Below are 22,613 nucleotides of genomic sequence, written 5' to 3' on the forward strand. Positions count from 1 at the left end.
TAAATTTAGTAACTGCCTTTTGTTCGTTTTACTTTGACATCCAATATCCACAAAACTAAAGAACCCAGAAACTCACTGAGTAAACGCGCAGTTGAGCGGAAAAGTTTCCTTCAAACTGACACCAACCGTCTCTACTAGCCCCTCAGTAGTTATTTTCATAAGAGTTTTATACACTCATCTCTAGCATTCGTTGAATTGGTCGCAATGCTGCCATGCGAATATTCTCTGGCAAGGTGATTTCGGGAGAGCGATTTTTCATCGCACTGTAGAGTTTTTCTAAGGTATTTAACCGCATAAAAGGACACTCGTTACACGCGCAGTTATTCAATGGTGGTGCGGGTATAAAGTGCTTGTAAGGCGCTTGTTTTTGCATTTGGTGAATGATTCCAGGCTCTGTAGCAACGATAAATTCTTGGGAAGGGCTTTGTTCACAATACTTGAGTAAAGCCGCTGTAGAGCCGATGAAATTTGCGTGGCGCAAGACACTAGTTTCACATTCTGGATGGGCGATCGCCTCTGCTTCTGGGTGTGCGATTTTTAACTGTACAATTTTCTTTTCAGAAAAGGTTTCATGGACAACACAGCTCCCTTCCCAAAGCACTAAATCTCGCCCAGTTTTTTCCATAACATACCGTCCTAAATTCCGGTCTGGGGCAAAAATAATTGGCTGATCCATAGGAATCTGCTGGACAATTTTGACGGCGTTGGAACTAGTGCAGATAATATCGCTCATTGCCTTAATATCAGCAGAGCAGTTGATGTAAGAAACCACCAAATGGTTTGGGTGTGCTGCTTTAAAAGCTGCAAACGACTCTGTTGGACAACTATCGGCTAAAGAACAACCAGCATTTAAATCTGGTAAAAGAACCATCTTGTCGGGATTAAGAATCTTTGCAGTTTCTGCCATGAAATGGACACCAGCAAAGACAATGACATCTGCATTTGTATCAGCTGCAGCTTTGGCAAGCTGTAACGAATCTCCAATAAAATCTGCAATATCTTGAATGTCGGGTTCTTGATAGTAGTGTGCCAGGATAACCGCATTGAGTTCTTGTTTAATAGTCTCAATTGCTGCAAATAAGTCTAGTGGTAGATCACCCTGTTCGGTTTTTTCTCGTTGAGCAAGTGCAGTCGTAAACACAGTTAGACGTTACTGAATGTTACAAGTTTTTGTCTGGTGGATTTAATTATAGTAGTTTTTACCAAAAATGTTTGAGGGGTAATGCTCCTCTGTGAAATTGTGTGAAGAATAATTCAGAACGCACCAACTCAGCTTGGGCACTTGTTATGAGCAATTGGTGACCCGCGACTCAGCATGTTGACCACATGCATCAAATATTTGCTGAAAGCTTGTACCTTCCTACATCGCACTGATTAGGGAGATCCAACAAAAAAAATATCCAACCTAAGCCCTCCCTTGCCCGCTACGCGAACAACAACGAGACTACGACTAATTAACGAGTTTAGGCTGTTTCCAGCCCAGAGGGCTGGAAACAAGGTTGGATATTTTTTCGCATGTTTGTGCCTTACGCACAGAACTCATGCAGCAATCGGTGATATCTAAACTTCTTTTATTTTTCTGAGTTGGTGCGTTCTGTCTTGGTCAAAATCCTCTAATTTTCCTATGCTGGAAACAGATGGCAAGGAAAGTGGCATGACCAGTCAGAAAACAAACTCAAAAAATTTGAAAATTGCTGTAGTAGGAGATGTTCACGACCAATGGGAAGAAGAAGACGGTATTGCACTCAAGCATCTGGGTATTGACTTAGTACTGTTTGTTGGAGATTTTGGCAATGAGTCGGTGGAAGTGGTAAGAGCGATCGCATGCCTTGACATTCCCAAAGCAGCAGTCATGGGGAACCACGATGCCTGGTACACTGCCACAGAATGGGGACGCAAGAAGTGTCCTTACGACCGCACCAAGGAAGACTGGGTACAGCAGCAACTAGATTTATTGGGTGAAAGCCAAATCGGTTACGGTAAGCTAGATTTTCCAGATCTAAATTTAACGGTTGTTGGAGGTCGTCCGTTTAGTTGGGGTGGATCAGAGTGGAAATATAGTGATTTCTACCAACAGTGGTATGGTGTGACTAGTTTTGAAGAGTCCACAACGCGAATCGTGTCAGCAGTTAAAAGTGCAGCTTACCAAACGATAATTTTTATAGGTCACAACGGTCCTACAGGGTTGGGCGATCGCCCAGAAGATCCCTGCGGCAAAGATTGGCACCCCATAGGGGGTGACTTTGGCGATCCAGATTTAGCTGAGGCGATATCTCAAACTATCACAACTGGTAAAATTATTCCCCTCGTCACATTTGGTCATATGCACCACAGCCTGCGACATACAAAGAAAGAGCCGCGAAAGCGCATTTTTAGAAGTCCAGAGGGGATAGTTTACTTGAACGCCGCAAGTGTACCCAGGATTGTAGAACATGGCAGCCATAAACAGCGTAACTTTTCCATTGTGCTGCTGGAAGATGGTGTGGTCTCCCAAGTCTCCCTCGTCTGGGTTGGAAAGGATTTGAGCATTATATCTGAGGAAATTCTTTATAAAAAACCTAGTCCAGTAGTGCAAACTGCATAGAGAATGAGATATAATTCGTATCTGGTTGGCTTAGTTTTTGGCTGACCGCTGACAGCTAAACGCTGACAGTTTTACTGGAGAGGTGGCAGAGTGGTCGATTGCGTCCGACTTGAAATCGGATGAACCGAAAGGTTCCGGGAGTTCGAATCTCCCCCTCTCCGTTGAAAGATTTGTGATGACTTGATTGAGCGTAACAGCACAAATTAGGCATTTGATCACCTGTAATAATATTTAGGTGAGATTTAAGTTGTTTCCCTTAAAACTTTATAGCTTCCTCCGCGTTCCTTAGCTCTTTGCACAGGCTTGTTAGTTGCCTCCTGAGCAATTTTTTCCCAATCTGCTTGCTCTAATACTGCATCCAGCACATCAGAGATATTACAACGTTGCTCATATGCAATTCGTCTGAGAATATCGTGATGTTCTGGCTGAATATATACGGGCTTTCTTTGTGTCTGTGCCATTTGCCCTTTTAGGATAAATAGTTTTTCTCAGTATACCTTAGCTAAATAGCTGTATTGACAATTGGCTAATTAGCTAATCTAATAATGAAGAGACGGCTTACCTCTGCCTAAGTATGTATAAACAGCTAGATTTGTTTGAACTGCCCTACCTGGAACCAAAGGTTCTTGAACCTATTACAACCACAAAAACCGTCATTGAGTTATTTGCTGGGGCTGGTGGTTTGGCACTTGGTTTAGAAAAGGCTGGACTGGTAGCCAAAGCACTAATTGAAATTGACAAAGACGCAGCAGCAACACTTCAGCATAACCGTCCAAAATGGAATGTCATTCAGGCTGATGTGTCTAAAGTTTCTTATGCAGGAATGAGTGCAGACGTTGTAACTGGAGGTTTTCCTTGCCAACCTTTCAGCTTGGCAGGTAAAGGTTTAGGGTTTGAAGATACCCGTGGAACCTTATTTTATGAATTTGCTCGTTGTGTTAAAGAGGTACAGCCTAAACTATTTCTGGCTGAAAATGTCAGAGGTTTAATAAGTCATCAGAAAGGAAAAACACTGAAAACAGTTCTATCTGTTCTGGAATCTCTTGGTTATAACGTCCAGTATCGTTTACTAAATGCAGTTAACTATGATGTTCCTCAAAAGCGAGAAAGAGTCATCATTGTCGGAACTCGTCCAGATATTCGCTTTCAGTACCCTGGTCCTTGTTCTAAAATTCTGACTTTGAGAGATGCCTTGAAAGATGTTCCACCTTCTGAAGGAATGAAATACAGTCCTAAGAGATCTCAAGTTTTAGAGTTAGTTCCACCAGGCGGCTGCTGGCGAGATTTACCTGAAGATATTCAAAAAAGCTACATGATGAAAAGCTACTATCTCACAGGTGGACGTACTGGCATGGCACGTAGAATTTCTTGGGATGAGCCAAGTCTAACTCTGACTACCTCTCCTTCGCAAAAACAAACGGAACGCTGTCATCCGGAAGAAACTAGACCTTTTACAGTAAGGGAGTATGCCCGAATTCAAACTTTTCCCGATGATTGGGAATTTATCGGTGGTGTAGGCTCAAAATATAAACAGATTGGTAATGCAGTTCCTGTAAATTTTGCTTATCACTTAGGAAGAGCTATAGTTAACGTGCTAGAAAATGCATGCCATTGATTTATTACGTCAGTAAGCCCTATCAAATATGCTTCTATAGCTTGCTAGCTGTTGCTTACTGAGTCTATCAAGTTCGGAAACTTCACAGATCACGTCTGGTAATACATCAAAAAGCATACTTAATGCTCCTGGTACACCAGTTGCCAAATCGTAAAATGCTTGACCACTGATTTGTCTGATTTTTTCATTTAAAGGTCTTCTTGTGCCAGTAGTCCTATCTGAAGGAGTAAAAGGTTTATTGTATAGTTCTTTTCTACTAGGAATAATTTCCACATAGTATGCTGTAAAACCTTGATAATCTGGTTCGTTTAAGCGGCTTGATAAATAATCGTATATTCCAAATTTATCGCTTCCTTTAACCGTGTTATGTTTATTTTTAATTTCCGCAAAAATTTGCTTTGTATCGTTACAGATATCGAATCCTTTAGGAAGTACTCGCCAGCCAGGAATACTACCTAAAATATTCTGATGAAAATAACCTATTTGATTTTGTACAGTTTTTTGAGTTTGTCTAGCTCTTTCCATTTTGAGCCAATCATCTAAGTTAAAACCTTGCACAGCACCATCAAAAATAGCTGAAAATGGATCGAGCACATTTTTATACATTGCTTCTTCAGCTTTTTGTTGAGTTTCAAGAATACAGTCAACAACTTTTTTGACGGCAGTTTTAAGGTCATCATCGGCTATATAAGAAAGATAACTCATGGTCAATAATTAAGTAGTTCTAACAATTGTATATACTAACCAATCCTCAGTTATACCTCAGCACAATCAGGGTAATGGGTTCGACTAGTTCAAACTTTGTGTAGTAGAAATTTGCCATTGCGCTGTTGAGAGCGATCTGCCTCACGCTCATGCTGAGCGCTTTGCGCGTGAGGCAAGCTAAGCTATCGCCCTCCTTTTCCCCTCCAACCCACGCCAATTGCATCGTGCTATCATGTCCAATATCAACAAGGAGTTTGACAGATGGCTATCCTTCATGACCTAGATTTACCTGATAAATTGTATTAAAAACTACAAGAAATAGCAACAGCCGAAAACAGCTCAATCAACGCTCAAGTCATCACTCTATTACGAAATGCTTTGTCACCAGTTGAGATACAGCGCAGGGAAGAACAGAGGCGACGAGATGTACCAAAAATTTTGGAACAAATACGTCGTCGTCGTGAGAGTCGTAGGACTGATGTCGAATGGCCCGATAGTACAGTCTAATCCGAGAAGACCCTGACAGATGTAACTTACCCTCACCTCATCTGCAACCTCACTGCTGAGCACTTTCTGAAAAAATATTACAAAAATTTAAGCTAACTCCGCATATCTGCTGAACTCAACCAACTACGTAGTTCCGTGTATTCGCACTAGTAAGTATCAGATTGCCAGTGCTAGCCTGACAGCATTACTCAAAATACTTTTCTTGTATAAGAATTTGAACTAGTACAGGCAGGGACTAAATGATTGTTGGGCATGAGGAACAAAGTAGCAAATTTATCACGACGGAACCGTTAAAAGCTAGCAGTGAAGCAGGTGAGCAGAAAGTTTGGGATGCTGTTAAGAGTGCTTTTTCTGATAGAAACTGTATTGGCTACTGGCGTTATCCAATTTTCTCGAAGGTGGGAGAGATTCGTAAGGAACCTGACATTCTCATTGCTGATAGAGAATTTGGTTTAGTGGTTATTGAGGTGTTGCCAGTTGCGATTGAGCAAGTTGTTGCTATTAATGGTGATATTTGGCAGTTGCAAAACTATCACACCACAGAAGCTAACCCTTATCAACAAGCCGAACATCAACTGCGAGCATTAATTGCATATACAGACCGTGAACCTGCTATCTGGCGCAGGGTTACCGGACGAGCGATCGCTGCATTACCTCTGATTACCCAAGAACAATGGCAACAAAAAGGCTTTGACCAATTACCCAACTGTCCTCCTGTGATTTTCCAAGACCAGTTAGGTAAAGTTGGTTTTACCGAATGCATTCAACAAACTGATCATGTAGTTCCAGGGGAAAACCTGGAAGATAAAGACTGGGAATTGCTACTGTCAGTTATGAGTGGGACACCCGTGTTTCGTAAACCTCCTCGTGCGACAGTTTCGACCACAGGCAAAACCCGCGCCAGTATTATGGACTGTTTGCGTCAAAGACTATACGAAATAGATTTACAGCAAGAACACATAGGAAAAGAAATTCCCCCAGGTCCTCAGCGGATTCGGGGTATTGCAGGTTCAGGCAAAACTGTGCTGCTATGCCAAAAAGCCGCTCATATGCACCTCAAGCATCCAGACTGGGATATTGCTTTGGTGTTTTTCACGCGATCGCTCTACGATTTGATAATTGGATTGCTGGATCAGTGGATACGCCGTTTCAGTGGTGGTGAGTTGCAGTATGATCCCAAAACTAATCTCAAGCTGCGAGTGCTTCATGCGTGGGGAGCAAAAGAACATCCAGGTTTGTACAGTATCATCTGCGACTACCACGGCAAAAGACGCGGAACGGTTGTAGACACAAAACAAAGACAACCTAACCGGGGTTTAGCAGACTTATGTAAACGGCTACAAGAAGAGGTAAAAATTGAGCCGATTTTCGATGCCATCTTGATTGATGAAGGTCAAGATTTAGTAGCCGAAGATGATTTGAAATATGAAGATAAACAAGCAATTTATTGGTTGGCTTATCAAGCTTTACAACCTGTCAGTCAGGAAAAACCAGAGGAACGCCGCTTAATTTGGGCTTACGATGAAGCACAAAGTCTCGATAGTATCGTAGTACCAAAAGCCAAAGAGGTATTTGGCGAAAATTTGAGCAATCTTTTGAGCAAGCAACCGCAATACTCTGGTGGTATTAAACGTTCTGAAGTGATGCGCCGCTGTTACCGCACTCCTGGACCAATTCTCACAGCTGCGCATGCAATTGGTATGGGTTTGCTACGTCCAGAGGGGATGCTTGCAGGTATCACTAATAAAGATGATTGGAACAAAATTGGTTACGAAGTTAAGGGAGACTTCCGGCGTATTGGTAAGCCGATAACTGTACATCGACCGTCTCAATATTCACCCAACCCTATTGCTGAACTTTGGGGCAACCCTATATTAGAATTTCAAACTTACGGTTCTCGCCAACAAGAAATGACAGTTCTGGCGCAGAACATTATGCATAATATTGTTCATGATAGTCTTAATCCCAGCCGTGATATCTTAGTCGTCATTTTAGGTTCTACTTCCGAAGCAATAGAGTTAGAAACTGAAGTTGCGGGTTTCTTAATGGACCAAAAAATCGATGTCTATATCCCCACTGCTTTGACTTTAAATGATTTAGTTCCCCAATGGCCCAACAACGACCCAGATAAATTCTGGCATGAAGGTGGGGTTACGGTGTCCCGCATCAATCGCGCTAAAGGACATGAAGCTGATATGGTCTATGTGGTTGGCTTTGATAATGTCGCTCGCAATGAAAGTGATGTCAATTGCCGTAACCAATTGTTTGTCGCATTAACTAGGGCGCGGGGTTGGGCAAGTCTGAGTGGTGTCGGTCATTATCCGATGTATGATGAAATGCGGCAAGTGATTGCTAGTGGTGATACTTTCACATTTACCTACAAGCGACCACCTAAACGGGATATTGGTGATGGGGAAGCAGTCTAACAACGGATGTAGTAGAACTTTTTGCCAATGAATACTGGCAAGTTCTCTTAGAACCTGCGTTGTGCAATAGTGACTACGGAAAGGGGAAGTGGTGATACGCGTCTCTTGCGCGTGTCCCCTTGGGACTCAGGGTCAAGCCTCCGGCTTATCGCCTTCGACACTTACCCTTGGGCGATGGCCCGTATCACGCCCGGAGGGTTTTCTTCCAGAAAACCCTCCGGGCGTGCTGAAAGCGCAGCCGGATTGGGGCGTAGGGCAGCTTCGTTGCCATCGCCCCAAAGAGCGATCGCACCCTTAGCAATCTTCTTGACTAACAAATATCTATTCTGAAATCTTATTCCTTGCTCGTTCTGCACGCGCCTGGGCTGATACCATCACCTCATCCATATTTTCTAGCATCTCACCAGGGAAATTTTCCAGAACTCTAGTGGAAAGAGCAACCCGACCTTTGCCTTGATCTAAATCTATAATGACAGCTTTTATTGGTTGACTAACTTGAAACACTTTTTCCAAATTGTCAATAAATTTCTGGCTCACTTGCTTAATATGAAGCAAAGCGCTTGTGCCATCTAAATCTACAAACACGCCAAAGGGTTTGATACCAGTTACTTTTCCGGACACTAGCTGACCAATTTCTAACATACTGAAGCTAGCAGATTGGGTTGCGATGCGCTGGGAAAGAATAAGCTTGTTGTTAGTACGGTTAACTTCTAAAAAGCCAGCAGTGAGAGATTGACCTTTGAGTGCTTCTAAATTATCTCGCTCAACCAAGTGCGATCGCGGAATAAATCCCCGTAAACCCAGCACATCAACAGTCACTCCACCCTTATTTAAATTCATTACCCGCACTTGTGTTGTTTGGGAATTCTCTTGCATTTGCGCAAGTCGTTCCCAAATCTGCTTGATTTCTAATTGCCGTCGCGAAAGGGTGACTTGACCTTCTGCATCTTGATCTCTGATGATTAAGAATTCTAAACTCTCATTTAGTGGCAGCACCTCCGATAAATTGGTTACTGCTCTCAAAGAAGCCTCATCGCGGGGAATAAACGCTGACGATTTGCCACCAATATCGACATATGCCCCATCTGAATCAAGTTGGAATACTCTGCCATGCACCACTTGCCCCTTTTGAAACTGATAATCGTGTGTTTCGAGTGCTTTGGCAAAGTCGTCCATTGTAAATGACGAATCGGCTTTTTGAGAAAACTTGGCTTCGGAATCCATGACTCTTAAAGATAAATTGCTATTCTAGCTAACGCCACTGAAGTTTGATTCAACACCAAACAACACTATTCGAGTGACTATGATTGCTTATAAAAACTGTCCTTAGTCATTTGTTATGACTCATGACTAGGGACTAGCTTAAGGCAAAGCGGACGTAAATCAATTGAATAGTTATAGTTGTTTAAACAGTTGTTTTACCTGCTCCCAAGCATCGGCTGCGGCTATAGAATTATAACTGGGACGTTGGTCGCAGAAAAATCCGTGGTCAGCTCCATCGTAGCGAAACACACGATGAGGAATCTTGTATTTTTCTAACTCTGCCTCAATTTGGTCTACTTGTTCCTGTGGGATGCTAGCATCTTCTATGCCAAAAAAGGTGTAAAGCGTGCCTTTAATATCTGGGGTAAGCGTGATCGTGGGATTCCCACCTCCTGGTGTGCGAGTGGTGATACCAGCACCATAGAAGGAAGCGGTGGCTTTGATTTCTGGTAAAGTAGAAGCAAGATAAGCAACATGACCACCAAAACAGAAGCCGATGCAACCAAAGCCGTTTTGCTTTACATTCGGTAAAGTTTTCAGATAGTCAATGGCTTTTTGAATGTCGCTTAATAGTTCTGAAGCTTTTGTGTGCTGTACGTATTGTCTACCCACCTCTATATCTTCCTTGGTGTAGCCAGTTTCAAATCCTGGGGCAACTCTTTGGAAAAGTGCGGGTGCAATTGCCAGATAACCTTCCTTGGCAATACGTTCTGTTACGTCCCGAATGTGGGAGTTGACTCCAAAAATCTCTTGCAAAACTACAACTCCTGCGTAAGAACCTTGTTCAGAAGGCTGTGCCAGATATGCCTCTATTTGCAAATGATCTTGCGAAAGATTAACTGTTGTGGTATGTATTGCTCGCTCTGCCATAATAGTTTTTACCAGTTCTCTGTGACTATATAGATATAGCTATGTTGATCGCTCAAAGCAATGTCCAATCAAATTATCAACTACAAGTAACAATCGCACCAGAATTTTTCAATAGAGAAATTCAATATATGAGTAAAATATTTGACGCTTAGCAGTCACAGCTGGTCAATAAGAGCCATTATCACGCAGGAGATTCGGTAATGATTCAGTTTCGTATTCAGCCAGACAGTGAAATCCCCGCATCAACCCAGCTGTTTAATCAAATCCAATTTGCGATCGCCTCTGGACAATATCCACCCAGTTACAAACTGCCGAGTACGCGGGCGTTGGCAATGCAGACTGGGTTGCACCGCAACACTATCAGCAAAGTTTATCGTCAATTGGAGGAGGAAGGATTTGTAGAAAGTCTTGCTGGCTCAGGAATCTACGTTCGCGCTCAAGGTCATGAGGGTGGTAGTAAGCTGCAATCGCCAATTCTCAAACAATATCCTCAAGCATACAAAGTTGTCCAGCAAGCAGTTGACGAACTGCTCTCCCAAGGTTGCTCGCTTAATCAATCGCGTGAGATATTCTTAGCTGAAATTGATTGGCGCTTGCGTTGTAGTGCGAGGGTGCTAGTAACAGCTCCAACTCAAGACATCGGTGCTGGAGAATTGATGGTGCATGAATTGGAAGAATCCCTCAAAATACCAGTACAGTTGGTAGCTATGGAAGAATTAGCTGCTGTGCTAAATCAAACTTCCTCAGCTACAGTGGTCACACATCGGTATTTTATTGGGGAAGTGGAAGCGATCGCAGCGCCAAAAGCTGTGCGCGTCATTCCCCTTGACATACAAGACTATGCCAAAGAGTATAACCAATTTAAAAATCTACCAAAAGACAGCTGTCTTGCGATCGTCAGCCTCAGTCCTGGCTGGCTTCGAGCTGCTGAAGTTATCATCCACGGTTTACGAGGTGATGAAATACTGGTTATCACTTCGCAACCAAAAGATGCCTACAAACTTCAGGCGATGGTGAAGCGGGCACAGGTAATTTTTTGCACCGACAAACCCAGTTTTGCTGCGGTGCAAGCAGCTATACAAGTCGTTCATGAAGACATTATTCGTCCACCCAAGCTGATGTGTGGTGACAATTTTATCGGTAGTAACTCGATTAACTTGCTCAAACGGGAGTTAGGGTTGGGGTAATAAATAACAGTTAACAGTTAACTGTTAACTGTTAACTATTGCAAAAACTCTTGCACCCGTTTGAGGTAAGTAGCTGCATCTTCCAACATTGGAAAATGAGCCGTTTTTGGAATCATGACAAACTCAACTTTATCGTTGAGTGCAGCTGCCTGACGACCCATCTCGGCTGGAATAATTTTGTCATACTCACCTGCCACGAGTAGAGTAGACACACTCAGTTGAGCAAACTCCTGTGGCATCAATTCAGCTGCGGCTTTACTCACAGATGTAAAAATTGTGCCTAAAGCTGCATCATAGTCTGCTTTAAGAAAATCTTCTAAGAAAGCCTGACGTTCTGCCGCTGGTATGGAACGATGCAGAAATCGTGCCATAAACATCCGGTCAACAAACGGTATTTTACCCAGCCACTTTGGACGAAATTTGACCACGTAGCCACCGAACTTATGAAAAGTTGTAAATGCTTTTTCGTCGTACTCAAAAATACCACTGCAGGTCAAAATCGCTCTTTTCACTCGTTGTGGGTAACGGTTGAGAAACAAAGTAGCAATGGATGCGCCCATCGAATGAGCAGCAATATATACGCGTTGAATCTGCAACTTATCTAGCAAAGCTGCTAAGTCGTCAGCATATTCCTCTAACTCATAAGTTAACTCTTGAATTGCTGATTCTGCCTGCGGTGACTCCAACTCAATAGACTCAACGACAGATTCACTCGCTTTGGTTACGCTTGGTTGCCCATAGGAACGCCCAAATCCCCGCAAATCATAAAGTAAGCAATCAAATTGTTCTGATAAAGCATGAGCAGTACCCTGCCAATACCCACAAGAGCCAGCCCAGCCGTGGATAAAAACCATCACAGGTTTGTCCTCACTATCTGATGGCTTCTTTATCCACTCGTAGTAATGCTCAGTACCACGAACATTTGTGTAGGACATTTTTCAAAAGTCAAAAGTCAAGAGTTAACAGTATTTTACTCATGACTGATGACTGATGACAATTAAGCTGATTCTGGCTTAGGTAGTGTGGATGGGTGCATCAGTAGTTCGGCAGTAGAACGCTTCTCTACCATTTCCGACGTGACTGTGCAACGAGTGAGATCTTTACGCGAAGGCAACTCGTACATCACATCCAGCATCAATTCTTCCACAATGCCCCGCAGCGCTCTCGCGCCGGTTTTGCGGCGGTATGCTTCTTGAGCAATAGCTCGCAGAGCGTCTGGTTTAAACTCTAACTGGACGTTATCCATCTTCAATAGCTTTTGGTACTGCTTGACCAAGGCACTACGCGGTTGGGTCAAAATTGCCATCAGCGCCTCTTCATCCAGCGGTTCTACCACCGCCACCATTGGCACCCGTCCAATAAATTCCGGAATCATCCCAAATTTCACGAGGTCATCCGGTTCTAAATAGCGGAGAGTGTCGGCTGTACGCTTGTCTTTGGACTGACCTTCTCCTGGTTGTACAAAACCCATTGACTTTTTGCCAGTTCTCTGCTCTACAACTTTTTCTAAACCAACGAAAGCACCGCCGCAGACAAACAAGATATTACTCGTATCAATTTGTATACAGTCTTGATAGGGGTGCTTGCGTCCTCCTTGGGGTGGTACATTGGCAACTGTCCCCTCTAACATCTTCAGTAAAGCTTGCTGTACGCCTTCACCAGAGACATCTCGGGTAATTGAAGGGTTCTCGCTCTTGCGAGCAATCTTATCTATTTCGTCGATGTAGATAATTCCGCGCTGCGCTTCTTCGACATCCAAGTCTGCAACTTGCAATAATCGCAGCAAGATATTTTCTACATCTTCCCCCACATAGCCTGCCTCTGTTAGGGTTGTGGCATCAGCAACGGCAAAAGGCACATCAAGAATTTTTGCCAGAGTTTGCGCTAGTAAAGTTTTGCCACAGCCTGTGGGACCAATAAGCAGAATATTAGATTTTTGCAGTTCTACCGCATCATCCAAACCTTTGCCACTGGCTTTAGACTGAACCAGTGACAGCCGCTTGTAATGGTTGTAAACTGCGACGGAAAGTACTTTTTTAGCTTCGTCTTGACCGATGACGTGTTCATCTAGATACTTTTTAATCTCTCGTGGCTTAGGTATTTGATTAAATGAGAGATTAGAGGAGCGGGCACGGCGTTTTGGTGGTGGTTCTGACTTGGGTGCTGGCTGCGACGATGCAGCCGCATTTGTGTCGAGTAACTCCTCATCCAGAATTTCATTACACAAGTCAACGCATTCATCGCAGATGTAGACTCCCGGTCCGGCGATTAATTTACGTACCTGCTCCTGAGACTTTCCGCAAAACGAACATTTTAAATGGGAGTCGTACTTAGACATACCAGCCTCTTATTTCAGAATGGTGACGTTTTCCCCTGGTGAGGGAAGATTTTGCCTGGAGATGACTTGATCAATCAACCCGTAGTTTTTTGCCTCTTGGGCCGACATAAAGAAATCGCGCTCAGTATCGGCTTCAACTCTTTCTAACGGTTGACCAGTGTGCTGAGCGAGTAACTGGTTCAACTTAGACTTATGATAAAGAATTTCTCTGGCTTGTATCTCGATGTCAACGGCTTGCCCTTGTGCACCGCCTAGTGGTTGGTGAATCATAATCCGGGAATCAGGAAGAGACATCCGTTTACCAGCGGTTCCTGCGGTTAACAAGAACGCCCCCATGCTTGCGGCTAATCCAAAACATATGGTGACCACATCAGGACGAATCTGCTGAATGGTATCGTAGATTGCCATACCTGCTGTCACGGAGCCACCAGGAGAATTAATATACAGTTGAATGTCCTTTTCTGAATCTTCAGCATCTAGAAACAACAACTGGGCAATAATTGAGTTGGCAACGTTATCGTCTATTGGCGTTCCTAAAAAGATAATCCGTTCGCGTAGCAAGCGAGAGTAGATGTCAAAGGCACGTTCTCCCACACCCGATTGTTCTACCACCATCGGGACGATGTTGCTAGGACTGTTTAGGGAGTAGAGTTTAAAGTCATTCAAACTGTTAGGTTGGTAGTTTCCCGACTGCGATACAAGCATAAAAGAACGTTTAACACTAAGTGTAACAATAATTTCCACAGCAACTGCTGCCTTTTTGATCAGCCTGATTTTTGATGTGGCTATGTGTTAACCATTATGCCTCATATAAATTCTTATCGTGTAAAACAGTATCAAACCAAGACGGTGATGTGTACTGGTACTCAAATAAAGTTTCTTAAACTTCTACCTTAGGACAGGGAGATGGGGGAGAGTCAGGGAGTGAGGGAGGGAAACTTCTCACTATGTTTATCCTTATCCCCTTATCATCTATTATCCCTCTGTTGACTCTGTGTCAACAGACGCAGTTTGAGTACTGGCTGGAAGAGATTGTTCAACAGTTTCAGTTACTGCGACTGGTTCACCTAGCGTGACTTCTTCAGTCTCAGTTTCTACTGTACTCAAAGAACCTTCAGGTACCAACTCAATTGTTGAGCGTTCTAGAAGCCAATCGATGATTTTTTCGGTCAACAATTCGTTTTCTACAACCTCAAACATTCTTTTCTCATCAACATCTTTTTCAGAGTACTGCTGCATCAATTCTTTGACTCTGGCTTCGATTTGATCTGCTGACACTTCGATGGACTCGCGTTTAGCAATTTCCAGCAGCGCTAGAGAACGTTTAATACGCTCAACTGCTTCACCACGAGAACGCTCCCGCAATTGAGGAATCACATCTTGAGTAAATAACTTTCTAACATCAAGCCCCTGCTGAGAAAGCCGCATAGCTGTTTGCGTCAGCATCTCATTGACTTCTTGTTGAATCATCGTTTCAGGCAAGTCAACTTCTACGTGCTTGAGCAGTTCAGCTAACAAGGCTTCTTGCTGATGTGATTTTGTTTTCTGTTGGGCTTCTTTTTGAAAACGCTCTTCCAAAGAACTGCGAAATTCGTCCAAAGTATCATAATCACTGACTTCTTGCGCAAAGTCATCATTCAATTCAGGCAGTTCTTTTTCCTTGAGTTCTTTGACGGTGACAGTGAAAAGAGCAGGTTTTCCTGCTAGATCTTCGTTAACATAAGGATCTGGAAACTGAGCAGAGACTTCTCTGGTTTCTCCAGGATTCATTCCCACTATCCCTGTGACAAAGCCAGGAATGAATTTGTCTTCCTGCATCTCCAATTGGAAATCAGTTGCTTCGCCTCCCGGTATTGGCTGGGGTTCACCAGTTTCGTCTTCGCCTTCAGTAGCAGCTATAACCCCTTTGAAATCTACCACAGCTACATCACCTATTTGCGCTGATCTCCCTTCCACAGGAATTAATGTTCCCATTTGTTGGCGTTCGTCTTCTAAGGCTTTGTCTACCTGCTGTGGATCGTACTTCACTTCCTCAGCTTTGAATTGCAAGCCCGTATATTCACCCAAATTTGGTTCTGGTTCCACATCTACAGATGCAGAAATTATCAGCGCTTTTCCTGGTTCATAATTACTAATCAATTCCTCAAATGAAGAGCGTAGCTGTGGTTGACCGAGCACCTGGATTTTTTCTTGTTCTAAGGCTTGCTCAATGCCATCTTGAATAACTTCTTCTAGCGCTGCTGCCTTGATTCGAGTTGTGCCAAGGCGCTGCAGGAGTATCTGCCGAGGTACCTTGCCTTTACGAAACCCAGGAATATTTGCAGTACTCGCTAAGTTCTTAACAACTTTTTCGTAAGTTTCCTTGGTCTTTTCTGGCGTAATCTCTATTTCCAGACCAATTTGACTGGCGGGAAGTTTTTCCTGGGTGACTTTCATGCTTCGTCTCTATTATTTGTATTTCTTTTTACTTGTTGTCTACTGACGCCAAAATTTGCGTCTTTAAGTTAAAGTTTCCTGACTTGGATTAAAAGTGGCTACATGGCTTGATTATATCCAAGTGCGCCAGGGTCTCCTTATAACATTTTATCAGTTTACTTTTGTTGTCAAAAACCTTGACATTTGAGCGCAAACTAGTTTCCTGTTCTCAACTCCAAATTGTTTTTTCCCAAAGGGCTAACACCGTGATATCCTGGTTCTCAACTAGCAGTTTGCACGCCAAGGTTGTCGCATTGGGGCTGGCTGCTATATCGAACTGAGCCCTGCTTTTGCCTAGCTCCTGTGTTGTGAGAATAGGTTAGCTTATCGCAATGCTCTCTAAAGTCCATTGAATCATAGTACACCAATCATCTTGACAACGCATCTATTCAAGGATAAAACCTGTTTTCAGTTATGCAAAAGTTTAGCTCATCCAAATATTAAAAGATGATCTACTCTATAATAGAAATCTTAATTTTCACAAAAAGTTTCGTCATAAAGTATTGTAAATCGCCATACGAATCAGGATGAGTAACAAAATAAATGTATTAGATTAAAATAAATGTATTAGATTAAAAATGACAACTATTTTATCAACAAAGAAAACTATTAAAAGGTTTATTTAATGTCTGCTATTGCCATTTAAGCTTTGAATTTCTACAAGAAATTGCACAGAACATCTCGTAAAGGAGGAAGTCAATTTGTCTAAATCCTACAGGGTAGCTATTTTGGGAGCAACGGGTGCTGTTGGTCAAGAGTTGCTGGAATTATTGGAGAACCGTCATTTCCCGGTTTCTGATTTAAGGTTATTGGCTTCCGTTCGCAGTGCAGGACGAACACTGCCTTTTGAAGGGGAAAATTTGCCAGTAGAACCAGTGAGTGAAAAAGCCTTTGAGAATGTGGATCTGGTGTTGGCGAGTGCAGGTGGTTCCATCTCAAAAATTTGGGCACCAAAAGCTGTCGCGGCGGGTGCTGTGGTGGTTGATAATTCCAGTGCGTTTCGCATGAATCCGGAAGTTCCTTTGGTGGTTCCGGAAGTCAATCCAGAAGCAGCAGCGAACCACAAAGGTATCATTGCTAATCCCAACTGTACAACGATTCTAATGACAGTGGCAGTGTGGCCCCTACATAAAGTATCACCAGTACAGCGCCTTGTGGCTGCAACTTACCAATCAGCCAGTGGTGCTGGTGCTAAGGCAATGGAAGAGGTGAAAATTCAAGCAAGTGCTATTTTAGAAGGCAAGCAACCTGTTGCTGAAGTTTTTCCCTATCCATTAGCATTTAATGTATTCCCGCACAACACCCCTTTGAACGACTTTGGGTATTGTGAGGAAGAAATGAAAATGGTTAACGAGACCCGCAAAATCTTTGGGACTCAGGAGATCAGAATCACTGCAACTTGTGTACGGGTTCCCGTACTACGTAGCCATTCGGAAGCGATTAACCTAGAATTTGAGGTACCATTTAGCCAAGATTTGGCGAGAGAAATTCTCACTCAGGCACCGGGTGTGAAATTGGTAGAAGATTGGAAGGCAAACCATTTCCCAATGCCAATTGAAGCCACAGGTCAAGATGAAGTTTTGGTAGGGAGAATTCGTCAGGATATTTCTCACCCGTGTGGCTTGGAACTGTGGCTGTGTGGGGATCAAGTCCGCAAAGGTGCAGCCTTGAATGCAATACAAATTGCTGAGTTATTAGTAGAAAAAAATCTGCTCAAAGGGGCAGTAGCGGTTAGTCATTAGTGAGACAATCTGCTGCTTTGAGGGTATCCTACCAGTTCTGGCTCTGCCGTTGGGTTGTTAGTCATAAGTGATTTGGTTATGAGTGCCAGACAAAGGACAAATGACATAAAAAGAATGTGTAAATTACGCTTGAAAGTAATAGTCAAATAAGTTATCACAATATAACACCACCAAGATCAACAAAAAGCAAAGAACAAAGAACTATCTATAAAGAAGAATATTTAGGAGTGAAAAGAGGGTGGTAGATTTTGGCAGAGTTCTAACCGCTATGATTACGCCGTTTAAGGAAGACGGCAATGTGAATTATGATGTAGCTGCAGCACTAGCAGCACATCTAGCTGACAATGGTACAGATACAATTGTGGTATGTGGAACTACGGGAGAATCTCCTACCCTGAGTTGGGAGGAAGAATACCAGTTGTTTTCTGTTGTATTGCAGGCGGTGGCGGGAAAAGCTTTTGTGATAGCAGGCTGTGGCTCTAATTCAACAAAAGAAGCAATTGCTGCTACCCAAAAGGCAGTTAAAATAGGAGTACATGGTGTACTGCAGGTTGTTCCTTACTACAACAAACCCCCCCAAGCAGGGCTTTATCAGCACTTTGCTGCGATCGCTCAGGCAACACCTGACTTACCGTTGCTGTTGTACAATGTCCCTGGTCGTACAGGTCAAAATCTCCAACCGGAAACTGTTGTTCGGTTAGCTGAGATTGACAATATTGTTGGAATTAAAGAATCTACAGGCAATATAGATCAAGCAAGTGAAATTCGTCGCTTGACGCCAAAAGAATTCCAGATTTATTCTGGTGATGATTACATGACTCTGCCTCTGTTGGCAATAGGGGCAAAAGGTGTTGTCAGTGTGGCTTCTCATCTGGTAGGAAACGAACTACAAAAGATGATTCAAGCCTTTGATTCGGGTAAAATTCAAGTAGCTAGGGAAATACATCTCCAACTCTTTCCTCTGTTTAAAGCTTTATTTGCAACGACAAGCCCCATCCCAGTCAAGAAAGCATTAAATCTTTTAGGTTGGGAGGTTGGTTCAACTCGTCCCCCATTGTGCGAACCGGACTCACAAATAAGTGAAAAGTTAAAACTCGTTCTCAAAGAACTTGGTTTAATTTAATAGGAATATAATGAAGGCAGACGGGGTAATTTTCTGAAGATTTTTATAAAAAAAGTGCTTTATTTTACCAAAATATGGGTAAAACCCTGTGCTAAGACTGGATAAATATATTATGAATTTTGAGCTTTTAAAGCCGAATTAATGAAGCAACAATTGAACATCTGATAAAAAATCAGCTGTTTTCAGACTGATTTCATAACCTGTTTGTCTTGTCAGTTTTACAACAATTGATTGGCAAAGAACAATCTTTAAATTTCACATTTTTATCAACAAAGAACACTCTAAGGAGAATATGGCTAAAAACGAAACTTTAGCCGCCCTAAAAATCATTCCGTTGGGCGGTTTGCATGAAATTGGTAAAAATACCTGTGTTTTTGAGTATGAGGATGAAATTATCCTGCTAGATGCAGGGTTGGCTTTTCCCACAGACGGAATGCATGGAGTTAATATAGTACTCCCAGACATGACTTATATACGGGAAAATCGCGACAAAATTAAAGGTATGATTGTCACCCACGGTCATGAAGACCATATCGGTGGGATAGCCTTTCACCTAAAGCAATTTGAAATTCCTGCGATTTATGGTCCAAGACTAGCACTGGCAATGCTAGAGGGGAAATTGGAAGAAGCGGGAGTGCGCGATCGCACTGAGTTAAAAACCGTCCTCCCCCGCGATGTGGTGAGAATTGGCAAACATTTCTTTGTGGAATACATTCGCAATACCCACTCCATTGCTGATAGCTTTACTGTAGCAATTCATACACCAGTTGGAATACTTATCCATACAGGGGATTTTAAAATTGACCATACGCCTGTAGATGGTGAGCATTTTGACTTGCAAAGACTAGCCGAACACGGGGAGAAAGGCGTACTGTGCTTGATGAGCGATTCAACAAACTCAGAAGTACCAGGATTCACGCCTTCAGAACGTTCTGTGTATCCAAATCTGGACAGAGTCTTCAGTCAAGCCACTGGGCGATTATTTGTGACAACCTTTGCCTCCAGCGTGCATCGCATTAACATGGTTTTGCAACTGGCGCAAAAGTATAAACGTGTCGTGGGCGTGGTAGGTCGTTCCATGCTGAATCTGATTGCCCATGCCCGTAATTTAGGATACATCAAGTGTGATGAGAATCTCCTTCAGCCGTTGCATGCTCTGCGCAATCAGCCAGATGCAAATGTGTTGATTTTGACGACTGGTTCTCAAGGTGAGCCAATGTCCGCAATGACCCGGATAGCCAATCAAGAACATCCCCATATTAGAATTCGCCAAGGAGATACGGTCGTCTTCTCAGCCAACCCCATTCCTGGAAATACAATTGCTGTAGTCACCGTCATCGATAAGTTGATGATGCAGGGAGCAAATGTCATCTATGGTCGGGATAAAGGAATTCACGTCTCTGGTCATGGATGTCAGGAAGACCAAAAGCTGATGATAGCTTTGACTAGACCCAAGTTCTTCCTACCAGTTCACGGAGAACATCGGATGCTCGTCAAGCATTCCCAAACAGCTCAGAGTATGGGGATTCCTGCAGAAAACATGGTGATTATTCAGAATGGGAATATCGTTGAACTCACTGAGGAATCAATCCGTGTTGCTGGTAAAGTCGCATCTGGTCTGGAACTGGTAGATACTTCCGGTAGTGGTATGGTTAGTGCCAAAGTGCTCCAAGAACGGCAACGTATGGCAGAAGAAGGTATCGTCACAATTGCGATGGCGTTAGATTGGAATGGCAAGCTGATAGCGAAGCCAGAAATTCACCTGCGAGGTGTTGTCACGAGCATCGAGCGCCCCTTGCTGCAAAAGTGGGTACAACAGCGAATTGAAGAAATCCTCAGCGTTCGCTGGTCAGAATTTGCTCCCTCTTTTGATGGTGAAAATCAAGAGGTGGACTGGGGTGGATTGCAAGGGCTTTTGGAGCGGGAATTAGCACGCTCACTACGAAAGGAACTGCATTGTCAACCGTCCGTAACTTTATTGATGCAAATTCCTGATGAACCACCAGTAAAAGTTTCTGACGGTAGAAGGCGGCGTACTCGTACTGCGGCTCAAGTTGCATCGTAGCTGACATCTTTATTCAAGCCCCTGGATTCATGAGCTAGTGCGTTGGGGAGGACAGTGCCGGGGTGAGGCAGCGCGGTCTTGGGGGTTTCCCCCATGAGCGACTGCCGAAAGGGTTTCCCGACAGTCGCGCACCTGTCCGTTGAGCTAGTACTTGATGAGGGTTTCCCTCACTTGGTATCTGGCGTCCGGGTTAAGCGACTTGTAGACGCCCGTTAGGCACAGCCGTGGCGTTAGCCATAGGGCGGCTTCCCGTAGGGTAGCACCTGGCGTCCGTGGGGTCTTCAATTTTGAATTTTGTTAGCGCAGCGGGACGCAGTCCATTTTGAATTTTGAATTCCCCGAAGGGGATTATCCCGCTCATGCATGGGTGGAATGGTGCTGCTATCCACCCTAATTTTTACTATTCACGTGAAGTAGAGCTTAAAGACGCCAGGTAAGTCAACCCTAATACGTCATAGATTGCAAGTTGTCCGAGGAGGATGACAAATTTATGATGCTGTTATCAACAGTTCTGTAGCTATCAGCAAAATTACTCATATTCCAATGTCAGCTCACCACTTTTCCACTGAGAGTGAAAATATGGGTAAAATCGCGGAAAAATGGGTTTTAAAAAATTGAAATTCTTGATTCTTAATTAATTTTCTTCCTTGTATTCTTTTTCTCTCCTACTTAGTCTCTCTTATCTATAAGTATTTTTTTGGGGAAGGTTGTAATATTTAAAAGTCACTATCAGCGTCGAATTTACACAGTTTTGCTCTTAGCTAATGACTACCTGAATGCAAAACTGTAGTATTTCTACTTACGCAATCAAGAGTGATGTCAAATGTATTTTATTTTGTGACAAAGTTTTAGTAAACGTTACACCTTTATCTACCCAAAGGTAGATGTCTTTACTAAAAATTTAATTACGTCAAGTGAAAAAGAAGATATCTCTACTGCACCTCTGATCAAAAGGAAATTGCGCTTAACTTGACGTAATATAGAACAGGCTCTGATGCCAGTAGCTACTCAGTCATCAGATCAGACAAATCATCAGATTGTATCTCAGTCAGGACAAGGTTCTTCCGGAACAAGTCGTGGCAAAGTTGTAAATGTTCATCGGGTAGTTCAAGAGCCTCAGTCGAAATAGAGGAGTGAACCATGAAGGTATACCATAATACCACAAAAAAAATATTTTTGGCAAGCTGGGTGCCGCTAAATCAAGCACAACAAGACGCCCCAGCCGCCCAGATGCATCGTCCTTCGCCTAAGCCTGAGTTTGGTATTCTCCAATCCATACGGCGATGGTTAGACAATGTTCCAGTTCGCGATCGCCAACTAGCTCATCGCTTGTGCAAGTTCATTCCTTCCCAGTGTCCTTTTGAGCGCGATGTGAAATTATTTGGGAAAACCCTGTTTCATATTCCGCCAATGTGCAAGCTCAACCCTGTTTACGAAGAGTTGGTTGGCTTACGTTTTCGAGCGCTATGCTATCTAGCTGATGAATGCGGCGAAGATGTGACACAGTACTGCTAATAAATCAGTACCGTTTAGTTAAGGATTGTTTTCGGAGATTTCACACGTGTAGAGACATTGCACGCAACGTCTCTACTCATGACCAAAAACTAGTGCAAGGAGTCAGAACTCACCAACTCACCAACTCACAAGAGAAAAATTCCTCCAGAATCAGGATTTTAAGCTATTCCTAACCGTCTAGTTATTTCTGTCATCCTG

20 protein-coding genes and 1 tRNA gene are annotated in these 22,613 nt (G+C 43.2%); 11 read left to right on the forward strand and 10 right to left on the reverse strand.

The window, feature by feature from the left end; all coding sequences use genetic code 11:
• Window positions 1-166: 166 nt before the first annotated feature.
• Window positions 167-1,141 (reverse strand): quinolinate synthase NadA, encoded by a 975-nt coding sequence (gene nadA / locus AC5JM2_RS24055; protein ID WP_495837345.1) that lies wholly within the window; start codon window positions 1,139-1,141, stop codon window positions 167-169.
• A gap of 483 nt (window positions 1,142-1,624) precedes the next feature.
• Between nadA and AC5JM2_RS24060 the strand changes: the two genes are divergently transcribed.
• Both AC5JM2_RS24060 and AC5JM2_RS24065 read left to right on the forward strand, forming a co-directional pair.
• A complete protein-coding gene (locus AC5JM2_RS24060; protein ID WP_495837346.1) occupies window positions 1,625-2,584 on the forward strand; it encodes a TIGR04168 family protein in 960 nt (319 codons plus the stop codon).
• Window positions 2,585-2,660: 76 nt separating this feature from the next.
• Window positions 2,661-2,745 (forward strand) — tRNA-Ser (locus AC5JM2_RS24065).
• An 81-nt stretch (window positions 2,746-2,826) separates the two neighbouring features.
• Here AC5JM2_RS24065 and AC5JM2_RS24070 read toward each other — a convergent pair.
• Window positions 2,827-3,045 (reverse strand): hypothetical protein, encoded by a 219-nt coding sequence (locus AC5JM2_RS24070; protein WP_495837347.1) that lies wholly within the window; start codon window positions 3,043-3,045, stop codon window positions 2,827-2,829.
• A 113-nt stretch (window positions 3,046-3,158) separates the two neighbouring features.
• Here AC5JM2_RS24070 and AC5JM2_RS24075 point away from each other — a divergent pair, with 113 nt between their 5' ends.
• The gene (locus AC5JM2_RS24075; protein ID WP_495837348.1) at window positions 3,159-4,199 is read left to right on the forward strand and encodes a DNA cytosine methyltransferase; all 1,041 of its coding nucleotides are present in this window, start codon (window positions 3,159-3,161) and stop codon (window positions 4,197-4,199) included.
• A 9-nt stretch (window positions 4,200-4,208) separates the two neighbouring features.
• On the opposite strand, the gene AC5JM2_RS24080 is transcribed toward AC5JM2_RS24075, so the two are convergent.
• Window positions 4,209-4,904: an Eco47II family restriction endonuclease gene (locus tag AC5JM2_RS24080; protein WP_495837349.1), complete on the reverse strand. Its 696-nt coding sequence runs from the start codon at window positions 4,902-4,904 to the stop codon at window positions 4,209-4,211.
• A 378-nt stretch (window positions 4,905-5,282) separates the two neighbouring features.
• Between AC5JM2_RS24080 and AC5JM2_RS24085 the strand changes: the two genes are divergently transcribed.
• A complete protein-coding gene (locus AC5JM2_RS24085) occupies window positions 5,283-5,411 on the forward strand; it encodes a hypothetical protein (protein ID WP_495837350.1) in 129 nt (42 codons plus the stop codon).
• Window positions 5,412-5,650: 239 nt separating this feature from the next.
• A complete protein-coding gene (locus AC5JM2_RS24090) occupies window positions 5,651-7,837 on the forward strand; it encodes a DEAD/DEAH box helicase (RefSeq protein WP_495837351.1) in 2,187 nt (728 codons plus the stop codon).
• 161 nt (window positions 7,838-7,998) lie between these two features.
• Here the strand turns inward: AC5JM2_RS24090 and AC5JM2_RS24095 are convergent, their stop codons facing one another.
• From AC5JM2_RS24095 to AC5JM2_RS24105, 3 genes are all read right to left on the reverse strand, one after another.
• Entirely contained in the window at window positions 7,999-8,193 is a 195-nt protein-coding gene (locus AC5JM2_RS24095; RefSeq protein WP_495837352.1) for a hypothetical protein, read from the reverse strand.
• On the reverse strand, window positions 8,159-9,061 hold the full coding sequence (locus AC5JM2_RS24100; protein ID WP_495837353.1) for a S1 RNA-binding domain-containing protein: 903 nt from the start codon (window positions 9,059-9,061) through the stop codon (window positions 8,159-8,161). Before AC5JM2_RS24100 ends, AC5JM2_RS24095 begins: the two co-directional genes overlap by 35 nt.
• A 171-nt stretch (window positions 9,062-9,232) precedes the next feature.
• Window positions 9,233-9,970, reverse strand: coding sequence for a dienelactone hydrolase family protein (locus tag AC5JM2_RS24105; RefSeq protein ID WP_495837354.1), 738 nt, complete (start codon window positions 9,968-9,970; stop codon window positions 9,233-9,235).
• Between the two features lie 200 nt (window positions 9,971-10,170).
• Here AC5JM2_RS24105 and AC5JM2_RS24110 point away from each other — a divergent pair, with 200 nt between their 5' ends.
• Window positions 10,171-11,157, forward strand: coding sequence for a GntR family transcriptional regulator (locus tag AC5JM2_RS24110; protein WP_495837355.1), 987 nt, complete (start codon window positions 10,171-10,173; stop codon window positions 11,155-11,157).
• 35 nt (window positions 11,158-11,192) lie between these two features.
• Here the strand turns inward: AC5JM2_RS24110 and AC5JM2_RS24115 are convergent, their stop codons facing one another.
• The 4 genes from AC5JM2_RS24115 to tig all read right to left on the reverse strand — a co-directional run bounded on the left by AC5JM2_RS24115 (window position 11,193) and on the right by tig (window position 15,931).
• The gene (locus tag AC5JM2_RS24115) at window positions 11,193-12,092 is read right to left on the reverse strand and encodes an alpha/beta fold hydrolase (protein WP_495837356.1); all 900 of its coding nucleotides are present in this window, start codon (window positions 12,090-12,092) and stop codon (window positions 11,193-11,195) included.
• 62 nt (window positions 12,093-12,154) lie between these two features.
• The gene (clpX, locus tag AC5JM2_RS24120) at window positions 12,155-13,495 is read right to left on the reverse strand and encodes an ATP-dependent protease ATP-binding subunit ClpX (protein ID WP_495837357.1); all 1,341 of its coding nucleotides are present in this window, start codon (window positions 13,493-13,495) and stop codon (window positions 12,155-12,157) included.
• Between the two features lie 9 nt (window positions 13,496-13,504).
• Window positions 13,505-14,200, reverse strand: a complete 696-nt coding sequence (gene clpP / locus AC5JM2_RS24125; protein WP_495837486.1) for an ATP-dependent Clp endopeptidase proteolytic subunit ClpP — start codon at window positions 14,198-14,200, stop codon at window positions 13,505-13,507.
• Window positions 14,201-14,470: 270 nt separating this feature from the next.
• The gene (gene tig, locus AC5JM2_RS24130) at window positions 14,471-15,931 is read right to left on the reverse strand and encodes a trigger factor (protein ID WP_495837358.1); all 1,461 of its coding nucleotides are present in this window, start codon (window positions 15,929-15,931) and stop codon (window positions 14,471-14,473) included.
• Window positions 15,932-16,671: 740 nt separating this feature from the next.
• Here tig and AC5JM2_RS24135 point away from each other — a divergent pair.
• The 5 genes from AC5JM2_RS24135 (at window position 16,672) to AC5JM2_RS24155 (ending at window position 22,415) form a co-directional block, all read left to right on the forward strand.
• A complete protein-coding gene (locus tag AC5JM2_RS24135; RefSeq protein ID WP_495837359.1) occupies window positions 16,672-17,712 on the forward strand; it encodes an aspartate-semialdehyde dehydrogenase in 1,041 nt (346 codons plus the stop codon).
• Between the two features lie 238 nt (window positions 17,713-17,950).
• A complete protein-coding gene (gene dapA, locus AC5JM2_RS24140; protein ID WP_495837360.1) occupies window positions 17,951-18,835 on the forward strand; it encodes a 4-hydroxy-tetrahydrodipicolinate synthase in 885 nt (294 codons plus the stop codon).
• Between the two features lie 292 nt (window positions 18,836-19,127).
• Entirely contained in the window at window positions 19,128-20,900 is a 1,773-nt protein-coding gene (locus tag AC5JM2_RS24145; RefSeq protein WP_495837361.1) for a ribonuclease J, read from the forward strand.
• A 994-nt stretch (window positions 20,901-21,894) separates the two neighbouring features.
• Window positions 21,895-22,029, forward strand: a complete 135-nt coding sequence (locus tag AC5JM2_RS24150; RefSeq protein ID WP_256379305.1) for a hypothetical protein — start codon at window positions 21,895-21,897, stop codon at window positions 22,027-22,029.
• Between the two features lie 11 nt (window positions 22,030-22,040).
• Window positions 22,041-22,415 (forward strand): Mo-dependent nitrogenase C-terminal domain-containing protein, encoded by a 375-nt coding sequence (locus AC5JM2_RS24155; protein WP_495837362.1) that lies wholly within the window; start codon window positions 22,041-22,043, stop codon window positions 22,413-22,415.
• Window positions 22,416-22,613 lie beyond the last annotated feature (198 nt).

It is taken from the genome of Brasilonema angustatum, assembly GCF_059505445.1.